This window comes from Pseudofrankia saprophytica (genome assembly GCF_000235425.2).
GTDB classification, from domain to species: domain Bacteria; phylum Actinomycetota; class Actinomycetes; order Frankiales; family Frankiaceae; genus Pseudofrankia; species Pseudofrankia saprophytica.
The window spans coordinates 3,816,040-3,836,583 of record NZ_KI912266.1 but is presented as its reverse complement, the minus strand read 5'-3'; the positions used below and the strand labels follow the sequence as shown (position 1 = coordinate 3,836,583).

General features: G+C 70.3%; 15 protein-coding genes and 1 pseudogene. 12 read left to right on the top strand and 4 right to left on the bottom strand.

Annotated elements, in window-relative coordinates:
* Positions 1 to 41 precede the first annotated feature (41 nt).
* The 3 genes from FRCN3DRAFT_RS0215990 to FRCN3DRAFT_RS0215980 all read left to right on the top strand — a co-directional run bounded on the left by FRCN3DRAFT_RS0215990 (position 42) and on the right by FRCN3DRAFT_RS0215980 (position 3,753).
* Positions 42 to 830, top strand: coding sequence for a TetR/AcrR family transcriptional regulator (locus tag FRCN3DRAFT_RS0215990; protein WP_035924822.1), 789 nt, complete (start codon positions 42 to 44; stop codon positions 828 to 830).
* A 347-nt stretch (positions 831 to 1,177) separates the two neighbouring features.
* The gene (locus FRCN3DRAFT_RS0215985; protein ID WP_007518738.1) at positions 1,178 to 2,245 is read left to right on the top strand and encodes a phosphotransferase family protein; all 1,068 of its coding nucleotides are present in this window, start codon (positions 1,178 to 1,180) and stop codon (positions 2,243 to 2,245) included.
* Between the two features lie 224 nt (positions 2,246 to 2,469).
* Entirely contained in the window at positions 2,470 to 3,753 is a 1,284-nt protein-coding gene (locus FRCN3DRAFT_RS0215980; RefSeq protein ID WP_007518740.1) for an ABC transporter substrate-binding protein, read from the top strand.
* A gap of 59 nt (positions 3,754 to 3,812) precedes the next feature.
* On the opposite strand, the gene FRCN3DRAFT_RS0215975 is transcribed toward FRCN3DRAFT_RS0215980, so the two are convergent.
* Both FRCN3DRAFT_RS0215975 and FRCN3DRAFT_RS0215970 read right to left on the bottom strand, forming a co-directional pair.
* Positions 3,813 to 4,793, bottom strand: coding sequence for a zinc-dependent alcohol dehydrogenase (locus FRCN3DRAFT_RS0215975; RefSeq protein ID WP_007518742.1), 981 nt, complete (start codon positions 4,791 to 4,793; stop codon positions 3,813 to 3,815).
* A 73-nt stretch (positions 4,794 to 4,866) separates the two neighbouring features.
* Entirely contained in the window at positions 4,867 to 6,531 is a 1,665-nt protein-coding gene (locus tag FRCN3DRAFT_RS0215970; RefSeq protein WP_198536126.1) for a flavin-containing monooxygenase, read from the bottom strand.
* A gap of 374 nt (positions 6,532 to 6,905) precedes the next feature.
* Between FRCN3DRAFT_RS0215970 and FRCN3DRAFT_RS44720 the strand changes: the two genes are divergently transcribed.
* The 8 genes and pseudogenes from FRCN3DRAFT_RS44720 (at position 6,906) to FRCN3DRAFT_RS0215930 (ending at position 18,075) form a co-directional block, all read left to right on the top strand.
* On the top strand, positions 6,906 to 8,108 hold the full coding sequence (locus FRCN3DRAFT_RS44720; RefSeq protein WP_007514502.1) for an IS110 family RNA-guided transposase: 1,203 nt from the start codon (positions 6,906 to 6,908) through the stop codon (positions 8,106 to 8,108).
* Between the two features lie 13 nt (positions 8,109 to 8,121).
* Positions 8,122 to 9,537: pseudogene (locus tag FRCN3DRAFT_RS44715) on the top strand (thiolase C-terminal domain-containing protein); the annotation flags it as partial.
* 150 nt (positions 9,538 to 9,687) lie between these two features.
* Positions 9,688 to 10,377 carry a phosphatase PAP2 family protein gene (locus FRCN3DRAFT_RS49515; RefSeq protein ID WP_071042268.1) on the top strand — a complete coding sequence of 230 codons (690 nt, stop codon included), beginning with the start codon at positions 9,688 to 9,690 and terminating at the stop codon, positions 10,375 to 10,377.
* 133 nt (positions 10,378 to 10,510) lie between these two features.
* A complete protein-coding gene (locus tag FRCN3DRAFT_RS0215950; protein ID WP_007517407.1) occupies positions 10,511 to 12,655 on the top strand; it encodes a PEP/pyruvate-binding domain-containing protein in 2,145 nt (714 codons plus the stop codon).
* Complete coding sequence (locus FRCN3DRAFT_RS0215945) at positions 12,652 to 13,170, top strand: hypothetical protein (protein WP_007517408.1); 519 nt, start codon at positions 12,652 to 12,654, stop codon at positions 13,168 to 13,170. Before FRCN3DRAFT_RS0215950 ends, FRCN3DRAFT_RS0215945 begins: the two co-directional genes overlap by 4 nt.
* Before the next feature lie 34 nt (positions 13,171 to 13,204).
* Entirely contained in the window at positions 13,205 to 13,579 is a 375-nt protein-coding gene (locus FRCN3DRAFT_RS0215940) for a hypothetical protein (RefSeq protein WP_007517409.1), read from the top strand.
* Positions 13,580 to 14,951: 1,372 nt separating this feature from the next.
* Positions 14,952 to 16,082 carry a pentapeptide repeat-containing protein gene (locus FRCN3DRAFT_RS0215935; protein WP_007517411.1) on the top strand — a complete coding sequence of 377 codons (1,131 nt, stop codon included), beginning with the start codon at positions 14,952 to 14,954 and terminating at the stop codon, positions 16,080 to 16,082.
* A 493-nt stretch (positions 16,083 to 16,575) separates the two neighbouring features.
* Entirely contained in the window at positions 16,576 to 18,075 is a 1,500-nt protein-coding gene (locus tag FRCN3DRAFT_RS0215930) for a toll/interleukin-1 receptor domain-containing protein (RefSeq protein WP_035928095.1), read from the top strand.
* 309 nt (positions 18,076 to 18,384) lie between these two features.
* Here the strand turns inward: FRCN3DRAFT_RS0215930 and FRCN3DRAFT_RS55110 are convergent, their stop codons facing one another.
* Complete coding sequence (locus tag FRCN3DRAFT_RS55110) at positions 18,385 to 18,639, bottom strand: recombinase family protein (protein WP_027140633.1); 255 nt, start codon at positions 18,637 to 18,639, stop codon at positions 18,385 to 18,387.
* Positions 18,640 to 18,745: 106 nt separating this feature from the next.
* On the opposite strand from FRCN3DRAFT_RS55110, the gene FRCN3DRAFT_RS0215920 reads away from it, so the two are divergent.
* A complete protein-coding gene (locus tag FRCN3DRAFT_RS0215920; RefSeq protein WP_198535982.1) occupies positions 18,746 to 19,048 on the top strand; it encodes a putative quinol monooxygenase in 303 nt (100 codons plus the stop codon).
* Between the two features lie 10 nt (positions 19,049 to 19,058).
* Here the strand turns inward: FRCN3DRAFT_RS0215920 and FRCN3DRAFT_RS0215915 are convergent, their stop codons facing one another.
* Complete coding sequence (locus FRCN3DRAFT_RS0215915; RefSeq protein WP_007517415.1) at positions 19,059 to 20,282, bottom strand: EAL domain-containing protein; 1,224 nt, start codon at positions 20,280 to 20,282, stop codon at positions 19,059 to 19,061.
* Between the last annotated feature and the right edge of the window lie 262 nt (positions 20,283 to 20,544).

Here is a 20,544-nt window from a genome sequence, read left to right as displayed (position 1 = left end):
GGCTAACAGCGTCACTTGCGTTATCCGGTAGCCTGAATGCAATGAGCGGGGAAGCTGTGAGCGAGCGCGCCCGGAGCGGCGACGACACCGAGGCGGACTGGCATCGGCGGGTCGTCACACGGTCGCTGCAGGGCGCGCAGAAGCGTTCGATCGACCGCGGGGACCGGTTCATCCGGGCGGCGGCGAAGGTGCTGGAGCGTTCGAACGGCGAGTCGCTGACGGTCCAGGACGTGGCCGACGAGGCCGGGCAGTCGCTGCGGACGCTCTACCAGTACTTCGCGAGCAAGGATGACCTGCTTCTCGCCGTGTTCGAGGAGGCGATGCGCACCTACGCGCGGATCATCCGCGCCGCGATCGCCGATCTGGACGACCCGCTCGAACGGCTGGCCGGCGCCATCCTCGCCGCGGCGCACCTGCCCGCGATGCACAACAAGGCCGGCGTCGACCGCGGGCTCGTCCACCTGCGCCTCCAGCTCGGCCAGGCCGAACCCGACCTCATCGCCCGTTCCCAGGCGCCGGTGACGTCGCTGTACCGCGAGCTGATCGAGGCCGCCACCGCCGACGCCGCGCTGACCGCCCTCGACGTCGAGCCGGCGACCTACTTCCTCGTGTCGACGCGGACGTCGTTCCTCACCTCGATGACGGCGGGCAACGAGTACGGGGTCCGAGCACCCGACCTGATCGACCTTTCCCTGTTCTGCCTGAACGGCCTCGGCGCCCACCGCCCGCGGGAATGGCACGAGCGGGTGGACAAGCGCCTCGAGCTCTCGGGCGACGGGCGCTCGATCCTGCGCCGCCTGGCGAGGGCATCGGGCTCCACGTCTGCCTGAGCCCCGGGGCGCGACGGGACCCGTCCCGCGCGGGTTCGCCGGGAGGCCGGACGGGCGGGCGCCGGCCGCGCACGTGCCCGTCGCGCGTCGTCAAACTCCAGACGTCCGAGGCTCTCGCGGCCCACCGGCCGCTGATGGCGCATCGACTACTGATACTGTCGCTTTCGCCACAGGCCAATCGAGGCTTTACCCACGGAATTCGCCGACCCTCCCGGGCGCATGCGGGCCCCGCGAACACAGCGGCGGTACCGGCCCGTTCCGGGATCTCCCGTGCCTGCCCCGGGCGAGCGACGCCCACCAGTGATGCATACAGCGTTATTCCGGCCGCGCCAATGTGAGGTCAGCTCATGGATTTTCAGTTACGCGACCCATCCAAGACCGCCAGCAGCCTCCGCACCTGGCTCACCGACGTCCGCGGACTGGTGGACGTCGAGGTCGGGAACCCGACCATCCCGGCGGGCACCGGCGCGTCCAACGAGACGGTCCTCTTCGACGCGACGTGGTCCGGCCCCGCCGGACCCGAACAGCACCACCTGGTGGCCCGCATCGCGCCGACGAGCTACGTGGTGTTCCCCGACGACACGTTCGCGTTGCAGTTCCACGTGATGCGCGCCCTGGCCGCCGCCTCCAGCGTCCCGATGGCTCGCATGCACTGGTTCGAGCCGGACACGGCCTGGTTCGGCGCGCCATTCTGGATCATGGACCGGGTGGCAGGCCAGATCCCCAGCGACACCCCGCCGTACGCGTCGACCGGGTGGCTGGCCGAGGCGACACCCGAGCAGCAGCATCGCGCCTGGGTCAGCGGTGTGCGCGCCCTGGCGGGTGTCCACACGACGCCGCTGGCCGACCTGAGCCTTCCCTCGGGTCTGCTCCCGACGCCCGACGACCCGCTGGCCGCCGAGATCGATCGCTACGAACGATTTCTCGCCTGGGCCGAGGAGGACAAGCCGTTCGAGCTGGCCAGGGACGCACTCGCCTGGCTGAGGCGTAACCAGCCGTCGGCGCCTGCCGGCGGGCCAGCGCTGTGCTGGGGCGACGCCCGGCTCAGCAACCTCATTTATCAGGACTTCGAGGTCGCCGCGGTTCTCGACTGGGAGATGGCGACCGTCGGCGACCCGCTCCTCGATCTGGGCTGGTGGATCTTCGCCGACGAGACGCTGACCACGGGGGCGGGCCTCGGCCTGCGCCGCCTACCGGGCTTCCCGTCGCGCGAGGAGACCGCCGCGCTCTGGCGTTCGGCCACCGGGCGCTCCACCGACAACCTCGACTACTTCGAGGTGTTCGCCGGGCTCCGATTCACGGTGATCATGGTTCGGATGGGAAAGCTGATCGTCGACATGGGATTCATGCCCGACACCTTTCCCTACGACAACCTGGTCAGCCAGGGCCTGCACCGGGTTTTGTCCCGGGTCTAAAAATCTGGCGCCGGCCGCTATTCACGCTGGGTGATGTCGTACCGCCGTCAATCGATCGGCAGTCATCAACACGAGAACAAGCGCGACATCACCGGCGTGGGCGCCTCCTCGCGGATGCGATATCTTCCCGAACATCTGGCTCGGCCAACATCCAAACTCCGTGACGGCGCGGTTTTCGCCTGACCGGAGGGCTGGGCCCGACAACCCGAGGAGGCAGGCACTTGGTGACACCCTTGCACCGCGGCACCCAATACTTATGCAGCCACGTGCACCAACGCCGATACACGAAACTCACCGCCATCTCGGCGGCCGTCCTGGCCGCGCTGGCCGCCACCGGCTGCTCTGGCGCCGCACCATCCTCGACGCCCTCAGCGGCCTGCGACTCACCGGGCGTCTCTGCGCACGAGATCCGGATCGGCCTGGTCTACCCGGATGGCGGGACCATCGGAGCCGCACTTCAGGCCGCCCGCAGCGGCGTCGACGCCCGTCTGGGCGTGGCGAACGCCGCCGGTGGCATCAATGGGCGAAAGATCGTCTACGACTGGCAAAGCGACGATGCCAACACGGTGGGCAACGACAACGCCGTACGGAGCCTCGTCGAGTCCAGCAAGGTCTTCGCGCTCTTCGAGGCGTCGTTGAACGGCGACGGCGGCGCCGACTACCTCCGGTCCCACCAGATTCCCGCCGTGGGGCTGCCCATCGAGAACGTCTGGGCCGATCCGGCATATACGAACATGTTTTCCTATCCGTCTCTTGTCACCGGTGGGCCGGTCTCGGACGTCCTCGGACGATATGCCCGCGCGCAGGGCGGGAATCGGGCCGTCATCGTCAGGACGGACGCACCCGCCGACCAGGGGTTCACCTCTCCCCTGGAGCAGAGCCTCGGCACGGCCCAGATCCCGGCGACAACGGTCGCGTACAACGCGGCGCTGATGACTCCCGCGCAGTTCGTCGACCGGCTCCGTGAGACGAGCGCGGACGTCCTGGTGCTGGACCTCGGCCCCGCCGACATTCCCGCGATCGTCGCCGCGGCCAAGGCCGCGGGTATCCACTTCAAGGCGATCATCGGCATCACCGGCTACAGCGCCGAGACGCTCCAGAAGTACGGTGCCTCGGTGGCCGGCCTCACGAGTTTTTCGACCCTGATGCCGTTCGAGGCGAATCTTCCCGCACAGCGGACCTACATGGCCGCCGCCGCCAAGTACGCGCCCGAGCTCCGGACGCCTTCCCAGGACGTGGCATACGGGACCTATATCGCCGCCGACATTCTCGTGCAGGGGCTGAAGGCCGCGGGCGGGTGCCCGACCAGGGTGGCGTTCATCAACGCCCTGCGCGGGCTGCGGAACTACGACGCCGACGGAATGCTCGCGGGCAAGGTGGACTTCACCAAGACCAAGCAGACGATCAACTGTCTGATCTTCATGCGCGTCAACGGCACCGGGACCTCGTTCGACATCGTCCCCGAAGTCGGGTCGTCCGAGACGCGGTGGTGCGGCGACAGCTCCTGAGCCCCCGCCTCGCGTCGCGCCGAAACCGAGCGCGGCGCGAGGCGTGAGGCGCGCCTGATTCAGGGCTGGACGAGGATCTTTCCGCTGGCGGCGACCTGGGCGAGGTCGTCGAACGCCTCGTTCACCTGGCCGAGTTCGACCCGCTTCGCGAGCAGCGGCGCCGGGTCGATCAGGCCGCTGGTGAACGCCGCGATGACCGTCCGGAACTCCTCGGGCGTGTAGTAGACGGCGAAGCCGATGGACACCTCCTTCATCAGCGCCGCCCAGGACTGGAACGAGGTCGCGTCGATGGTCACGCCCGCCAGGACGATCCGGCCCCTCGGCCGTACCGCGGTCACGAAGGCGTCGAGCAGCCCGGCTTTGCCCGCGCACTCGGCCACGACGTCGTAGCCGCTGGCCTGGGTCTCCTCGACGGTGGTGAGGACGTCGGTGGCCCCGAACGACTCCGCTGCCGACCGCCGCGAGGCAGCCGGGTCGACGGCGGTGATCCGGCGGGCCCCACGCGCCCGGGCCCAGGCGATGGTGGTCAGGCCGACCGTGCCGGCGCCGACGACGAGCACGTCGTCGCCCGCCTCGATGCGCCCGGTCCGCGCGGTGTGCAGACCCACCGCGAACGGCTCCACCAGCGCGCTGTGCACCGGGTCGATCCGCGGGGTCAGCGGGAACGCCGCCGCCGCGGTCACCACTGCCAGCTCGGCGAACCCGCCACCGGTGCCGCCGAGCCCGACCAGCCGCACCTTCGCGCAGTGGATCACATGGCCCGAGGCGCACCACTCGCACTGCCCGCACGACAGCGCCGGCAGCACCGCCACCTGGGTCCCCGCCAGCCAGCCCTCCGTGTCCGGCCCGAGCCCGACGACCTCTCCACCGAACTCGTGCCCCATGATCGTGCCCACGGGCATGGCGGCGCGCGCCTTGAGGTCCGAGCCGCAGAACCCGCAGGCCGTGACCCGCACCAGTAACTCGCCGGGGCCGGGCGACGGGTCGGCCACCTCGGCGATCTCGTACTGCCCACCGGAAGCGACGACGGCCGCGCGCATGAGACCTCCACTGTGCCCCGACCGCCCAGCCATCGCCGGGCGGTCGCCTGATTACGACTAGGTGTGCCTGTCCCTAGGACAGCTTGAAGCCGGCGTAGCCGTCGGCGGCGATCTCGCCGAGGCGGCGCCGGTACTCGGGCAGCCCGAGGGGGTAGGTCGTGTACATCCGCTTCTTGCCCGGCACGTTGGCGCCGTTGTACCAGGAGTTGCAGTCCGGGTGGACGACCACGCTGCCGGCCACCAGGGAGGTGATGCCGTCGATCCACTCGGTCTGTGCCGAGGGAAGTGCCTCCATCGTCCGGTAGCCGCCCGCCCGCACGGCCGAGATGGCGTCGGCGATCCACTCGACGTGGTGCTCCATCGCGGCGACGAAGTTCGAGGCGGCCGACGGGCTGCCCGGCCCCTGGATCAGGAACAGGTTCGGGAATCCGGCCACCTGCAGGCCGAGGTAGGAGAACGGGCCTTCCGTCCTCCAGAAATCGCGGAGCAGCGCGCCGCCCCGCCCGCGGACGTCGATGCGGGTGAGCGCGCCGGTGAGGGCGTCGAATCCGGTGGCGAACAGGATGACGTCCACCTCGTAAAGGCCCTGTTCGGTGCGGATCCCGGAGGGAGTGATCTCCTGGATCGCGCCCTTGCGCAGGTCGACCAGCGTCACGTTCTCGCGGTTGAACGTCTCGTAGTAGCCCTGGTCGATGATCGGCCGCTTGCAGCCGAACGGGTAGGTCGGCGTCAGCGACGCCGCGGTCTCCGGATCCCGGACGATGCGCGCGACCGCCTCGCCGTACAGAGCCGTCGCCAGCTTCCCCGCCTCGGGGTCGAACATGACGTCGCTCCAGTACAGCGCGCCGGTGACGCCGCGCTCCTCGATCGCCCGCAGCTGTTCCTCGCGCGACGCGGCCAGCAGCGACGGGAACTCGCGCATGTTGACGAGCACCGAGAAGGCGCTCAGCCGGGCCGCTCCCACGTGCGCGGTCAGCTGCGCGGCCCGGATCTCGTCGTATCTCGCCTTCAACCCCGCCAGCTCACCCGGCTCGTAGGAGCGCGCCGGCGAGGGCAGCGTGTAGGCGGCCGACCGCTGGAACACGTAGAGGTGGTCGGCCTGCTCGGCGACGACCGGTACCGCCTGCACGCCGGTCGACCCGGTGCCGATGATCGCCACCCGCCTGCCGGCGAGGTCGAACCCCTCTCGCGGGTACCGGTTGCTGAACAGCGTGGTGCCGGCGAAGGTGTCCAGCCCGGGGATGCCCGGGTCGAGCGGCGCGGAGAGGATGCCGGTCGCGGCGACCACGAACGGGGCGACGAACCGCTCGCCGGCCGCCGTCTCCACCAGCCACGACGCGTCGTCCTCGTCGAACGTCATCGCGGCGACCCGCGTCTCGAACTGGATGTCGCGGCGCAGGTCGAGCCGGTCGGCCACGAAGTTCAGATAGGCCTCGATCTCCTGCTGACCAGGTAACAGCTCCGTCCAGGTCCACTCCTGCTCGATCTCGGGCGAGAAGCTGTAGGAGTACTCGATGCTCTCGATGTCGCAGCGCGCGCCCGGGTAGCGGTTGAACAGCCAGGTCCCGCCGACCTCGTCCGCCGCCTCGAGCACCCGGACCCGAAGCCCGAGCTCGCGCAGCTTGTGGAGCAGGTACAACCCCGAGAAACCCGCGCCCACCACGACGGCGTCATACGGCTCGGCTCCGGCACTCTCCCGCGGAAGATCCCGGGCCGCCACCGCATCCACGTCGCTCACTGCCACGCCCCTGCCGATCTCGTCGATGCCAAGATAAGTATAGATATTTTCGTTCGTCGACAGGGACGTCAAGCGACGGTCCAGGCGCCAGCCCCGGGTGACCGCGCCACCGCGGATCGGAGCGGTCACGCCGCCCTACCTTCCTGAGTGCGCCCGGTCTGCAGGGTCGCCTGTGAGGGGCGGCAGGATCGGGGGTGTGCGAGCGAGGCAGGGATGGCTTTCATGTCGGCTGCCCTTGATGGCCACGGTGGCTTGGCCCCCTGTCTCGCCGCTTCTTCCTGACCGCTGATTGGGAACTGCGATCGATCGCTATGTAGGGCAGGGCCGGCGGGAAGAGGCCGCACGCGGACCGGGACGGCGAAAGGAGACCGGACGTGGCGATAGCGGTGGGTGTCGACGTCGCCAAGCAACTGCACTGGGCCGAGATCAAGGTCGCTGAGACCGGCGCGGTGCTGACCAGCCGGGGGGTGGAGAACACCCCGGCCGACATCGCGGAGCTGATCGGGCAGATCCGAGTCGCCGAGGCCGAGCATGGCCCGGCCCGGGTCGGGATCGACCTGCTCGGCGGGATCGCGTCGTTGCTGGAGGCGATGCTGCTCGACGCCGGCCTGGCTGTGGTGCACGTGCCGGGTCTGGCGGTCAACCGGGCCCGCCGGGGCACGGTGGGTGGAGAGCACAAGAGCGACCCGAAGGACGCCCGGGTCATCGCCGACCAGGTGCGGATGCGCGACGACCTGCGTGTCGTCGAACGGATGCGGGACGACGACATCGAGCTGCGGCTGCTGACCAGCCGACGCGGTGAGATCGTCACCGACCAGACCCGCCGGGCCGCCCGGCTGCGGGATCTGCTCAGCTCGATCCACCCCGGACTCGAACAGATCGTCGACGTGACGACCAAGACCGGGATGTGGCTGCTGACCCGCTACGTCACCCCAGGCGAGATCCGCCGGGCCGGCCGGCGCGGCCTGCTGGCCCATCTGCGCAAACTGCACCACGTCCGCGACAGCGACCTGGCCGCGCTCGCCGAAGCCGCGCTCGCCGCCGCCCAGGCCCAGCACGTCACCGTGCCCGGCGAAGCCGTCGCGGCCGATCTCGCCCGCGGCCTGGCCCGCGAGATGCTCGCCGGCCGCGACCAGCTCACCCAGATCGACAAGAACATCGCCGCGGTCCTCGACCGCCACCCTGACGCGGCCCTCATCCGCAGCCTGCCCGGCATGGGGGCCACCCTGACCGCCGAGTTCCTCGCCGTCACCGGAGGCATCGGCCGGTTCCCCAGCGGCGACCAGCTCGCCGCCGCAGCAGGCCTCGCTCCCGTCCTGCGCCAGTCCGGCAGGGTCCGCTACCTGCGCCGACCCACCGCCGGCGACAAGGCACTCAAACGCGTCTTCTACCAGTCCGCGTTCGTCGCCGTCAGCTGTGACCCCACCAGCAAGGCCTACTACCGGCGGAAACGAGACGAGGGCAAGACCCACCACCAGGCCGTCCTCGCGCTCGCCCGCCGACGCGTCAACGTCCTGCACGCGATCATCCGCAACCGGACCCCCTACCAGGCACCCAACGCAGCCGTCGCCGCTTGACAGACGCATTAGGAAGCCCTACGTCGTCGCCGTCGTCGCGCTGGCGGAGCAGACCGACGTCCGCCTCACCACGAACATCGTCGGCTGCCCGCCGGACGACGTGCACGTGGGCCAGGAGGTCGCCGTCCGGTTCGAGCGGCACGAGGACGTGTGGCTGCCGCTGTTCGAGCCGGCCGGCGGCACCGACCCGGTCGACCGCGTCCCGGCGCCCAGCCGGCCGGTGCCCCGGCCGCCGGTGAGCGAGGAGCGGTTCGAGCACCGGACGGTGCTGTCCGGCATCGGGCGCTCCGCGCTCGGCCGGCGGCTCATGGTCGACCCGCTCTCGCTCACGGTCGACGCGTGCCTCGCGGCCGTCGCGGACGCCGGCCTGACGCTCGCCGACATCGACGGGCTGTCCACCTATCCGGGCGGGGACGGCGCCCTTGGTGGGATGAGCGAGGGCGGCGTCACCGCCGTCGAGGAGGCGCTGCGCCTGCAGCCGACCTGGATCAACGGCGGCATGGACATCCCCGGCCCGGGCGGTGCCGTGATCGCCGCGATGATGGCGGTCGCGAACGGGCTGTGCCGGCACGTGCTCTGCTTCCGGACGGTCTGGGCCTCCACCTTCGCCGCCCTGCAGCGCGGCGGAGGCGGTGGTGGCGAGGGCGGTGGCCGGGTCTCCGGGATGTTCGAGTACCGGGCGCCGTTCGGGGCGATGTCGGCGGCGAACTGGATCGGCATGAACGCCAACCAGTACCTGCACCGCTACGGCGCGACCCGGGAGCTGCTCGGCGCGATCGCGCTGAACGGACGGGCGAACGCGGCCCGCAACCCGGCGGCGATCTACCGGGACCCGATGACGATGGACGACTACCTGTCCGCCCGGATGATCAGCTCGCCGTTCGGCCTGTACGACTGCGACGTGCCCTGCGACGGGTCGATCGCGATCATCGTCTCGGCCGCGGAGACCGCGCCCGACCGGCCCCGGCCGGCGATCCGCGTCGAGGCCGTCGGCACCCAGATCCTCGAGCGCGTCTCCTGGGACCAGGGGACGATCACCCACGAGCCCCAGGTCCTCGGCCAGGCCGCGCACCTGTGGACCAGGACCAGCCTGCGCCCCGCCGACGTCGACGTCGCCCTGCTCTACGACGGCTTCACCTTCAACGCGGTGTCCTGGCTGGAGGCCCTCGGCTTCTGCGGGCTCGGCGAGGCCCAGGACTGGATCGACAAGGGCCGGCGCATCGCCCTCGACGGCGAGCTTCCGCTCAACCCGCACGGCGGGCAGCTCTCCGAGGGCCGCACCCACGGCTTCGGCTTCCTCTACGAGGCGGTCGCCCAGCTGCGCCACGACGCGGGCGAACGCCAGGTCGCCGACGCGCGGACCGCCGTCGTGTCCACCGGCGGCGGCACCCCGTCCGGCGTCCTGCTCCTCCAACGCGACTCCGGCTGACCGCCGCGCGCCCCACCACCCGTTGGGGTGGAGGGGGAGGAAAGGGGACCAGACCGGATCCAGTGGGGCATTGATGGGCCGTTAGTGTGGAGCGGGATGACCGTGACAACGGCTGACGCAGCCCACCCCCTCGTTGTTCATCCTCCCCACGTGCCGACCTCGGCCGCGCCGTTGATGGTCACCGACTGGCGGCGCGTCGCCTCGCTCGCCGGTATCGTGGCCGCCCTGGCGATCACCGCCCACTGGGCCAACCCGGTGCTGGTCCGTGGCTTCGACCACCCCATCGAGCAGTGGGTGATCGACCACCGCTCCCCCGCCCTGAACTGGCTGTTCCGGCGGGCGTCCTTCATCGGCTCGTCGAAGGTCGTGTACACGCTGGGTCCGCTGCTCGGCCTGGCCGCCTGGGCGCGGTGCCGAACCGTCGGCTACACGATCTGGACGGTGACCGCCGCCCGCCCGCTCGTCGAGCACACCATGAAGCTCCTGGTCGACCGGCCCAGGCCGGACATCTCCCGGATGGTCGCCGGCAACGGCCCGTCGTTCCCCTGCGGGCATGTGATGGCCGCCGCCGCGCTCTGGGCGATGGTGCCCATCGTGATCTCGCTGTATGTCTCCTCCCGCTGGATCTGGCGGGCCAGCGTCGCGATGTCCTGCGCGCTGGTGGTGATCATCGGTGCCAGCCGGGTCTATCTCGGCGTGCACTGGCCGTCGGACGTGCTGGCCGGGCTGCTGATCGACGCGCTGTTGCTGGTCGCGGTCGACCGGCTGTTCAACCGCGCCCACGCCGGATCGCCCTGCCGGAGCCGCCGAGGCCGCGTGGACCGGGCCCTGACCCGCTGACCTGCCAGGTTCCGACCGGCCAAAGCAGGGGTCTTCAGGCTGAACGAGTGGTGAACGCCTCATCACCTTCCCGTGTCGTCCGCGATCGGTATGGTCGTTTTCATCGACTTCACATGTTTCGCGGAGGCGGCCCATGGCGGACGGCGGCGGACCTCGCCTCGTCTGGCTGGATGACCCGGCCGCGACCGGTGTCGAGCTGGTCGGGGCCAAGGCAGCCAACCTCGCCGTCTCGGCCGGCGCCGGGCTGCCCGTCATCCCCGGGTTCGTCGTCACCACCCGGGCCAGCGCCGGTCTCGACGGCCCGGGGATCGCCGCCGCCCTGGCCGACGACGACGAGGCGCGCCGGTACTGGGAGCGGCTCACCGACGGCGGCGCCCACCCGCTCGCGGTCCGCTCCTCCTCGGTAGCCGAGGACTCCGAGACCTCCTCGATGGCCGGGCAGTTCCTGTCCGTGCTGCACGTGACCGGGTGGGACGCCTTCGTCAAGGCGGTCGGCGAGGTGGTGGGCTCGGCCCGGATCGGGCCCGAGGCCGCCGGCATGGCCGTCCTCGTCCAGCCGATGGCGCAGGCCCGCCTGGGCGGGGTGATGTTCGGCCTGGACCCGCTGACCGGTGACCGCTCCCGGCTGCTGGTCTCGATGACCGACGGCCTGCCCGAGCTGATCGTCAGCGGCGAGGTCAGCGGCACGAGCGTCGTGCTGTCGCGGTTCGGCCGGCTGAGGTCGGTGGACGGGCCGGTCCCGGCCGCGCTGCACGCCCACGACCGGTTCCGGCTGGCCCGGCTCGCCTGGCGCACCCGCCGGCTGTTCGGCGGGCCGCAGGACATGGAGTGGCTGATCGAGCCGGACGGCACGCTGCGGCTGCTGCAGAGCCGGCCGGTCACCGCCAGCGCCGTACCCGCCCGGCGCAGCCACGTCTTCGGCCCGGGGCCGGTCGCCGAGACGTTCCCGGAGCCGCTGTCCCGCCTGGAGCTGGACCTGTGGGTTCCTCCGTTGGAGGAGGGCCTGGAGGAGGCGCTGCGACTGTCCGGCACCCTGGGCCGCCGCCCGCCCAAGCAGCCCTACGTGCTCGACATCCAGGGCCGGGTCGCGGTCGACCTGGAGGCGCTCGGAGTGCTGCGCCGCCGGCGCTGGTGGACGCCGTTCGACCCCCGGCCCGGCTACCGGCGGCTGCGGGCGGCCTGGCGCATCGGCCGGCTGCGGGTGGCGATGCCGGCCATCGTGGCGGACCTGGCCACCGACGTCGACGACGCCCTGCGGGAGGTGCGGCCCCTGGCCACGCTGGCCGACCACCAGCTGCCGGTGCTGCTGCGCAACACCCGCTCGACGCTGATGGGCGTGCACGCCCACGAGATCCTGGCCGGCCTGTTCCTCAACGCCCGCGCCAGCTCCACCACCGGCGCCGCCGTCGCGGTGGCGACCGTGTCGCTGGCCCGGGAGGACGGCCTCGCCGACGAGGAGATCATCACCCGCTTCCCGGAGGCACTGGCCCTGATCCCGCCGCGCGTCGGCGGCAGTCGCCGGCTTCCGCCGACCCCCGCCTACGTGGGCACCCCCACTGGCGAGGGCGACGATCCGATGGCGCTGGCCCGGGAGACGCTGCGGCTGCGCACGCGCTGGCTGCAGGAGCTCTCCGCCCTGGTCGCGATGGAGCTTGGGCGGCGGATGGCGCGGCGCGGCCAGCTGCACCACGCCGACGACGTCCGCCACCTGACCCTGGACGCGTTGATGACCCTCACCGTCTCGCACAACGTCGCGGTCGCGGTGCCGGCCAGGCCGAAGGAGCCCCTCGTACCGGCGCTGCCCGCGGCGTTCCGGCTCGCCCCGGACGGCAGCCTGGTCGCCGACGGCCGCTCCGGCGCCGGCCCGCGGGGCGTCAGCTCCGGCCGGGCCCAGGCCCCGCTGACCCGCGCCTGGGAGGGCGCCGCCGGCATGATCCTGCTGGTCGAGAACCTGGACCCGACGCTCGCCGCCGTGCTGCCGGACCTGGCCGGGCTGGTCTCGCGCACCGGCAGCCCGCTGAGCCACCTGGCGATCCTGGCCCGCGAGTACCGGGTGCCCACCGTCGTCGGGTTCCCGGACGGGCTCGACGACCTGGCCGAGGGCGAGGTGCTCGTCATCGACGGGGGCGACGGGACGGTCAGCCGGCTGGAGGAGGACGAAGCGGCCGCGACCGGGGCGGACCAGCCGTCGGCCAACGGCTCCGGGCAGAAGACGGAGAAGGCCCGGGCCGGCGGGACCCGGACCGAGCGGGCCGGCCGAGTCGGGGGAGGATCATGAGACGGCTGTTCGTCCTCGGGATCGGCGGGGTGACCCTGCTCGGCTCCGGGCTGTACTTCTTCGTCTACCTGTACCGCTGGGAGTGGAACCGGGCGCTGGTCAGCGGGCTGATCTTCCTGGCGGTGGAGGTGGCGCTGGTCGGACTGGTCGTCTCGTCCCGGCTGACCAGGCTGACCCGGGCGGTGGAGACCTCGGCCGACCACCCCGCCCGCCGCTCCCGCATCGCCGCGCACCTGCGCGAGGCGCCGGACGAGCCGTCGGCGGTCTTCGCCTGGCTGCGCCAGAGCGGTTCGGGTTCATCGGCCCCGGTGTTCATCCCCATCCTGATGGGGACGGGACTGGCCCTGTCCGGCGCGGCCTGGCTGGTCGAACGGATCGGCCGGGCGACCGCCCGCAACAGCTCCGACCCGCACCTGGCCACGCGGATGTCCCGGCTCGGCCCGCCGCCCGGCGGCCTGCTGGACGACAGCACTGACCCCCTGCGGCTGCTGCGCCACCCGGCGTCCCCCCGATGACCGGGGACGCGGCCCTCCGCTGGCCAGCCTCGCGATGAAGACCGCACGCAACGTCGTCATCCTGCTGGTCGTGCTCGGTGGCGTGCTGTTCGGCGTGCACGCGCTGGAGGAGGCGACCGAGTACCACGGCGGCTCGGGCACGGCGGCCACGACGACGGTGGTGTTCACGGTCCAGGGGAAGCGGTTCACCCACGGTTCCGACCTGGCCGCGACGACACTGTGGGAGACGTGCGTCGGGACGCTCGAGTGGTCGGACACGTCCACCCCGGTCCGCCAGGCCGACGGCTCCTACCAGGCGGTGGTCCACCCGTCGCTGCCCGCCGACACCCGCCGCCGGCTGCGCGGCTGCCTGGAGGACCTGACGCTGGACCGCATCCGCGGCTCCGTCACCCGGATGGCCAGCACGTAGCGGACGGCCGTTCCGCCCTCCGGGGGTTGCGCTTGCACGATCCATTCCTCAAAGATCACCGAATGGGTAGGCAAACGGGCGTGCACGCCCGACCAGCGAAGATCGAGCACGCTCAAGAGAAGACCTCCTGACCGGTCAACCGAACGGCACCGAAGATCCCACCCGATCATGGCTAGGCTCGTGATCGGGTGGGATCGTCAGAGCCAGAGCGAGGAACCCTAATTACTCAGGTCTCGCATCGGATCTGGTCATGGGTTGTGGGGCGGATCCCGGCTTCACGCCCGCCACAGCCCATGGGTGGATGGACGTGCGCAGCGGAGCGTCGGGGCAGGCGCCCGGGGGATCCCGGGCGTCGCGTCAGACGTCAGGGGCGCGAAACGGCGCTGGTCGTGACTCTGACGTCGGACAGGATGAACACCCGGCCGCCCGAGCGCCCGGGCGGCGCCCCGACCGGGCCCGGGCCGGGCTCCAGGCGGGGTTGACTCCGCGATCGCCAAGACGATCCCAGGGCGATTGCGTTCTTGCGTGCCAGAGCGAGGAACCGAAATTACTCAAGTCACTACTCGAAGCCGTATATGACACCGGCCACTCGATGCCGCGGCGAATTCCACCGGGGCTCTTGCCCACGATGCCGAGGGATTGGCTGGTGAACCCACGCGGCCTCATCACGGCGACTGTTTCCTCGAAGCTCATACCAAAGCGCAGCGGGCCAACACGCTCGTACGGGACGTAGTCCCACTGCGCACGGGCAGCCTCGTCGAGCACCGGCCACCACATCGAACGATCCCCGTCCCCTCCAGCCAAGCGCAACATCCGGGGCCAAGCCGAGGACGCTGCCGGAAGCACCTCTCTACTACAACGCTCGGCAGCGCCCTGACCCTGGCAGCGCTCAGCGGGCCTCGGACGGCCTACCGATGGATTCGACGGTGGCCCTTCCGGTTCTCAGCGACGCGCCGCCGCTCCGACGCGCGCGGGCGGGTGGCAGACCCGACGCGCCCGGGGTGCCGAGCGAAGCGAGGCGGGGCCCCGGGGTCGCAGCGGGGCTGACGGGACCCGCCCGCGCGTCGCGTGCGGCGCAGCGCGGCGCGCGCCCCGAAGGGGCGCCTTGAACCCGTAGAGTTTTTCTGCGATGGCGATCTTCACTTACCCCTGTCCGATCCCATGTGATGCTTTACATCTCGGTCCCACCTGATGCCTGACGGCCGATCCTGCTTGAACCCGTAGAGTTTTTCTGCGATGGCGATCTTCACTTACCCTGTCCGATCCCATGTGATGCTTTACATCTCGGTCCCACCTGATGCCTGACGGCCGATCCTGCTTGACTTTGCCGTTACGCGCCACCGGTCAGCGGCGCAGCGGTACAACCCTCCCCATGACCGACAACGGGGGAGCAGCGAGGCGTTCTGGCCGCCGCTGGCTGCTGACGATCGCCGGTCTTGCGGGGTTGGGTGCGATCGGCGCGGTGGTCGCGATCTGGCATTTGCCGGTCCGGATGTACCCGGGCGGCTCCGATGGCGCTGTTCAGGCTCGGGCCGCGTTGCAGGGCGGCCTGTTGACCGCGGCTGCGGCGCTTACTGCGGTGGCGGGCGCGCTGATCGCGCTGGACGAGACGCGGCAGGCCAACGCCGAAACCAAGCGGGCGAACGAGGCCGCCGATGTTCGCGAACGGGCCGCGACCGCGAACACCCACGTGCGCGAGTTGTACGTGGAGGCGGTGAAGTTGCTCAACGAGCCGGACAACCTCGGGATCCGGCTTGGGGGGATCTACGCGCTGGAACGGATCGCGGTGGACTCGCCGGGCGACCAGCGGACCGTGGTGGAGGTGCTCTCGGCGTTCGTGCGGACCCGCAGCAGCGACCCGGCACTGCGCCCGTCCTCGCCCGGTGCCAGCCCGGCGGAGCGTTCTGGTGCCGACATGCGCGCCGCAGTCCAGGTCCTCGCACGCCTGCCCTACCGCGACGGCATCCCCCGCGCGGACCTCGCTGGCGCCGACCTCACCGGCCCCGCCAGCCTGACGGGCCTCGACCTCGCCTCCGGTGACCTGCGCGACGTCGACCTACGTCAGGCCGATTTCAGGGATGCCCGGCTGTTCTACGCGAACCTGACCGGCGCCCGGCTGCACGGGGCGAACCTGACCAACGCCGATCTGTACCAGGCGGACCTGTCCTTCGCCCGGCTGCACGGGGCGAACCTGACCAGCGCCCGGCTGGAAAGGGCGGACCTGAGTACCGCCGAGCTGAACGAGGCGAACCTGACCAACGGCCAACTGCACGAGGCGGTCCTGTACAGCGCCGTGCTACACGGGGCGAACCTCACCGGCGCCCGGTTGCATGGGGCGAATCTGACCGATGCCCAGCCATATCGGGCCAACCTGACCGGCGCCCAGCTGCACGGGGTGGACCTGAGCCGCGTAGTGAACCTCACGCAGGAGCAGGTGGACGTAGCGGTCGGAGACGCGGAGACGCGCCTGCCGTCGGGGGTAACGCGGCCGGCGTGGTGGTGACACAGGGTGGCTGCGACAGGGATCCACCATGGACCAGTTTTCAACAGGGAAGACACGGAACGTATCGGTACAGCAGGAGACTGGCCGTTGGCGGACCGGAGCAAGTCGGCGCCGAGTACAGCCGCCTGCCACCGACACGACTCCACGTCGACGGGTCCTGCCTGGCCGAGAACCCTGGGGCAAAGCGGAGTTTGCCTGCCCGCCGGAGGAGCCCCGCTCCGTCCGAGCTGTGAAGGGCAAGGCCGCTGTCGACCGTCCAGGCACGGCTGCGCGACCGACCAGGTCGGGCGCGCAGCCTCCACCTTTGCCAGCCGGACGACAGCTAGACTCGTGCACGCCGACCGACCGCTTGCATCAGCAAGCGAGCGGGTACATGCAGGTTAGGCGTTGCCACTGCCCCCTACTCGCGTGATGGTCATCGCTCGTTCTCCCACCGACGCAGGCCGCTCGGCGTCGGTGCGGGTGTAAATGCGAAGATCGGTCCATGGGGGACATGCGGGCCGTGCTGACGTCGCAGGGGTGGGACTTTTTCGTCTCCTATACTCGCGATAACCAGGCCTGGGCTGAGTGGGTGGCCTGGCAGTTGGAGGACGCCGGGTACCGAGTCCTGATCCAGGCATGGGACTTCGTTGCTGGCACGAACTGGCAGTTCCGCATGGACGAAGGCGTTCAACACTCGGAACGGACCATTGCGATCCTGTCCGCCGCCTACCTTAATTCGGTCTACGGCCGCCAGGAATGGCAGGCCGTGCAGGCCGCTGACCCCAATGGTTTCGCCCGCAAACTCCTCCCGATCCGTGTCGAGGACTGCCGTCGCCCGGGTCTTCTCGGCGCAGTCGTGTCCATCGACCTGTTCGACCGGTCCGCCGACGATGCCCGCGGCTACTTGCTCGACCAGATCCGCGGGACCATCGCCGGCCGAGTCAAACCCGCTGCTGCCCCCGCCTTCCCCGTGCCCGCACGGGATGCTCCACCCATCGACGAACCCGCGTTTCCCCCTCCTACCCCGCAGGCGCCCGCCCAGCCACTGGCCATGCCCAGGCGGGTCCGCCAACCTCTCACTGGCCACACCGGCGTCGTATGGTCGGTGGCGTTCGCGGCTGACGGACACGCCCTCGCCACCGGCAGTGGGGACGGCACGGTGCGGCTGTGGGACGTGGCTGATCCCACCCGCCCCCGGCAGATCGGCCAACCCCTCGCCAGCCACACCCGCGCTGTGTATTCGGTGGCGTTCGCGGCCGACGGACACGCCCTCGCCACCGGCAGTGGGGACGGCACGGTGCGGCTGTGGGACGTGGCTGATCCCACCCGCCCCCGGCAGATCGGCCAACCCCTGACTGGCCACCCCAATGGTGTGCGGTCGGTGGCGTTCACGGCCGACGGAAACACGCTCGCCACCGGCAGCGAGGATGGCACAGTGCGGCTGTGGGACGTGGCTGACTCCATCCGCCCCCGGCAGATCGGCCAACCCCTGAGCGGCCACGCCAGCGCTGTGTATTCGGTGGCGTTCACGGCCGACGGAAACACGCTCGCCACGGGCAGCGAGGATGGCACAGTGCGGCTGTGGGACGTGGCTGACTCCACCCGCCCCCGGCAGATCGGCCAACCCCTGACTGGCTTCATCAGCGGCGTGCGGTCGGTGGCGTTCGCGACCGACGGACACGCCCTCGCCACCGGCAGCTGGGACGGCACGGTGCAGTTGTGGGACGTGGCTGATGCCACCCGCCCCCGGCGGATCGGCCAACCCCCCGCCAGCCACACCGGCGCCGTGTATTCGGTGGCGTTCACGGCCGACGGACACGCCCTCGCCACCGGCAGTGGGGACGGCACGGTGCGGCTGTGGGACGTGGCTGATCCCACCCGCCCCCGGCAGATCGGCCAACCCCCCGCCAGCCACACCGGCGCCGTGTATTCGGTGGCGTTCACGGCCGACGGACACATCCTCGCCACCGGCGGCGGGGACCGCACGGCGCTGCTCTGGCAGATGTACTGATCTGAAATCGAGCGCGCCGTCTCGCGAACATGTGACCTGGTCTAAACCCACGCCACCGCCAGCCACGACAAGACGGTACGGCCATGGCGGACGTACCGAGTAGTCATGGCATGCCTTCCTATATGCGAGACGTCCGGCGGTGTGCCGCTTCGCACTGCGCTGCCGCTCACCCATCGTGTCGGTCTCGACCTCGGCCAACAACGCCTTGATCCCAGAAAGCAGCTTCGCCCTGGCCGTTGCCGTGTTCAACTCCTTTGACGAATCCTGATGCGACACCAACATCACCCGCTGCGCCTGGCAATGCGCGATTCACTCGATAGACCGCGCCGTGATCCGGTTGGTTCGGTCCAGCCTCCAGAACCCGACCGCGGTGGCCTGGTCGGCGTCGATCGCCGTGTTCAGCGCGTGCCAGCCTTTGCGGTTGCGGGCGGCCGAGGCGCTGCCGGAGTCGTTGTCGACGTACTCACCGATGATCGTCCAACAGCCCGCGACGTCGAGCTTGCGCGTCAGGTCGATCCGCTGCCGCTCGATCGCATCCCGCCCATCACGGTGATACCGCGACAACCGCAGATACAGCCAGATAGGCCGAGTACCCGGCCGGTTCGGCGCCCGGCGATGAGCCACGGCGCCGTGGGCAGTCTGTTCTGTACGCCGGTCGAAGCATCGGGGCTTGAGAGGGGACTTCATGGTGATCGTCGCGGGACAGATCTTCGTCGACCCTGCCGAGCGAGAGCACTACCTCGCCGGCTGCGTCGACGCCATCGAGCAGGCACGACAGGCGCCGGGCTGTCTTGACTACGCCCTGAGCGCCGACCTGATCGACGCGACACGGATCAACATCTTCGAGCGTTGGGAGACTCTGGAAGCCGTCCAGGCCTTCCGCGGCAGCGGCCCGAGCGAGGAGCAGGGCGCCGCCATGCTCGCGGCATCTGTGGCCGAGTACGACGTTGCGAATGTTCGCTCACTGACCTGACAGGCGCACGCTACGACGTTCTGGTTGCGTAGGGGACGCAGGCCGCCGATGCCGAGGCTGTGGGCTTACCGAGAAGGTAGCCCTGGCCGTAGGGGATGCCGGCTGTGATCGCGGCTTTGCGTTCGGCGGTGGTTTCGATGCCTTCTGCGATGACCGTTCCGCCGATTTCCTCGGTCAGTCGGACCAGACCGACGGCGATCGTGCGGCGGGCCGGGTCGTGATCCATGCCGCGGATGATGACGTAGTCGACCTTGATGATGTCTGGCCGCAGTTGTAGGAGTTGATCCAGGCCGGAGTATCCGGCACCCGTGTCGTCGACGGCGATGCGCACTCCGTGATCACGTAGGCACCCGACCGCAGCTAGGAAGCCGGGGCAGGCGACGCAGTTCTCGTGTTCGGTGATTTCCACGACGAGGCGGCCGCGATCGGGCAGGGAGCAGACGACCCCAGGCAGCCCCTCGACAACCACGCTGGGAGAGGCGTTGACCGCGAGCGTCACCTCCGCGGGAAGCTCCGGCAGCACCCGTAGGGCTCGGTGGATCGCGGCCATCTCCAGGTTGGTGCCCAGGTCGACCACCTTGGCGGCGGCGAACCAGTCCTCGGTGTTGCAGGGCCGGTCATCGCACTGGACGGGAAAACGCGACAGCGCCTCTACCCCGACCACGGCGCCGGTCGCCAACCGGACGATCGGCTGGAATACGACCGTCGGACCGCCGGCATCGAGGACCGCGCAGACCGCCCGCGACACTCGGCTTCTCGCCTCCCACACGCGCTTCAGGTCGATGACCTCGTCGCGCAGGAACTCAACCGCGAGGACCATGAATGCGCGATCGCGTTCGTGTAGTCGAGGGCGCGGTTGGTGGGCGAGGCAGCTGAGCAGCCCATAAGGCTGACCATCGGCGTCAAGCGTGCGTATCGTGATGTAAGAGCCGATTCCAAGCTCCTCAGCGATCCGCGATATTGCGTCGCTGACATAACGGGTGTCTCCGGAAATGGTGTCCCCTGTTTGTGACTCGCTGCGAACCTCCTCGCCGAGATCGAGAGTCACGCCGGGTGCTAAGCCGAAACTGACACCATCTCCACTGACGACCTGGATCACGAGCAGATCGCCCTCCCACATGCCGAGCAGCACCACGTCCATGTGCATATGGCGGCGAACCACGTCAAGGAGGACTGACACACTTTTGTCCGGTTCCAGCACCGTCACAGGCGGCCCGAAGGCCGTTTTTGGCATCATTACCCCCAAAGGCGTACCTCGGAGCACGCCGCAGCTCTACCAAACGCGTGCCCCGAGCTGGCACCGCCAACCGAACGCGAGCCCATAAAAAAGGATGAAAGTCCCCTTCGGACGGGCATCGCCAGCCGAGCCGGTCCACCCGAACATCCACCCGACCCCGCCAGATCGGCCCACCTCGCGACCCGCGCGGATCTCGGCCCCGTGCAGACGCTTGGTCGTTCTCGCAGCTCACCTTGACCACGAACGGCCGGCGAGGCGG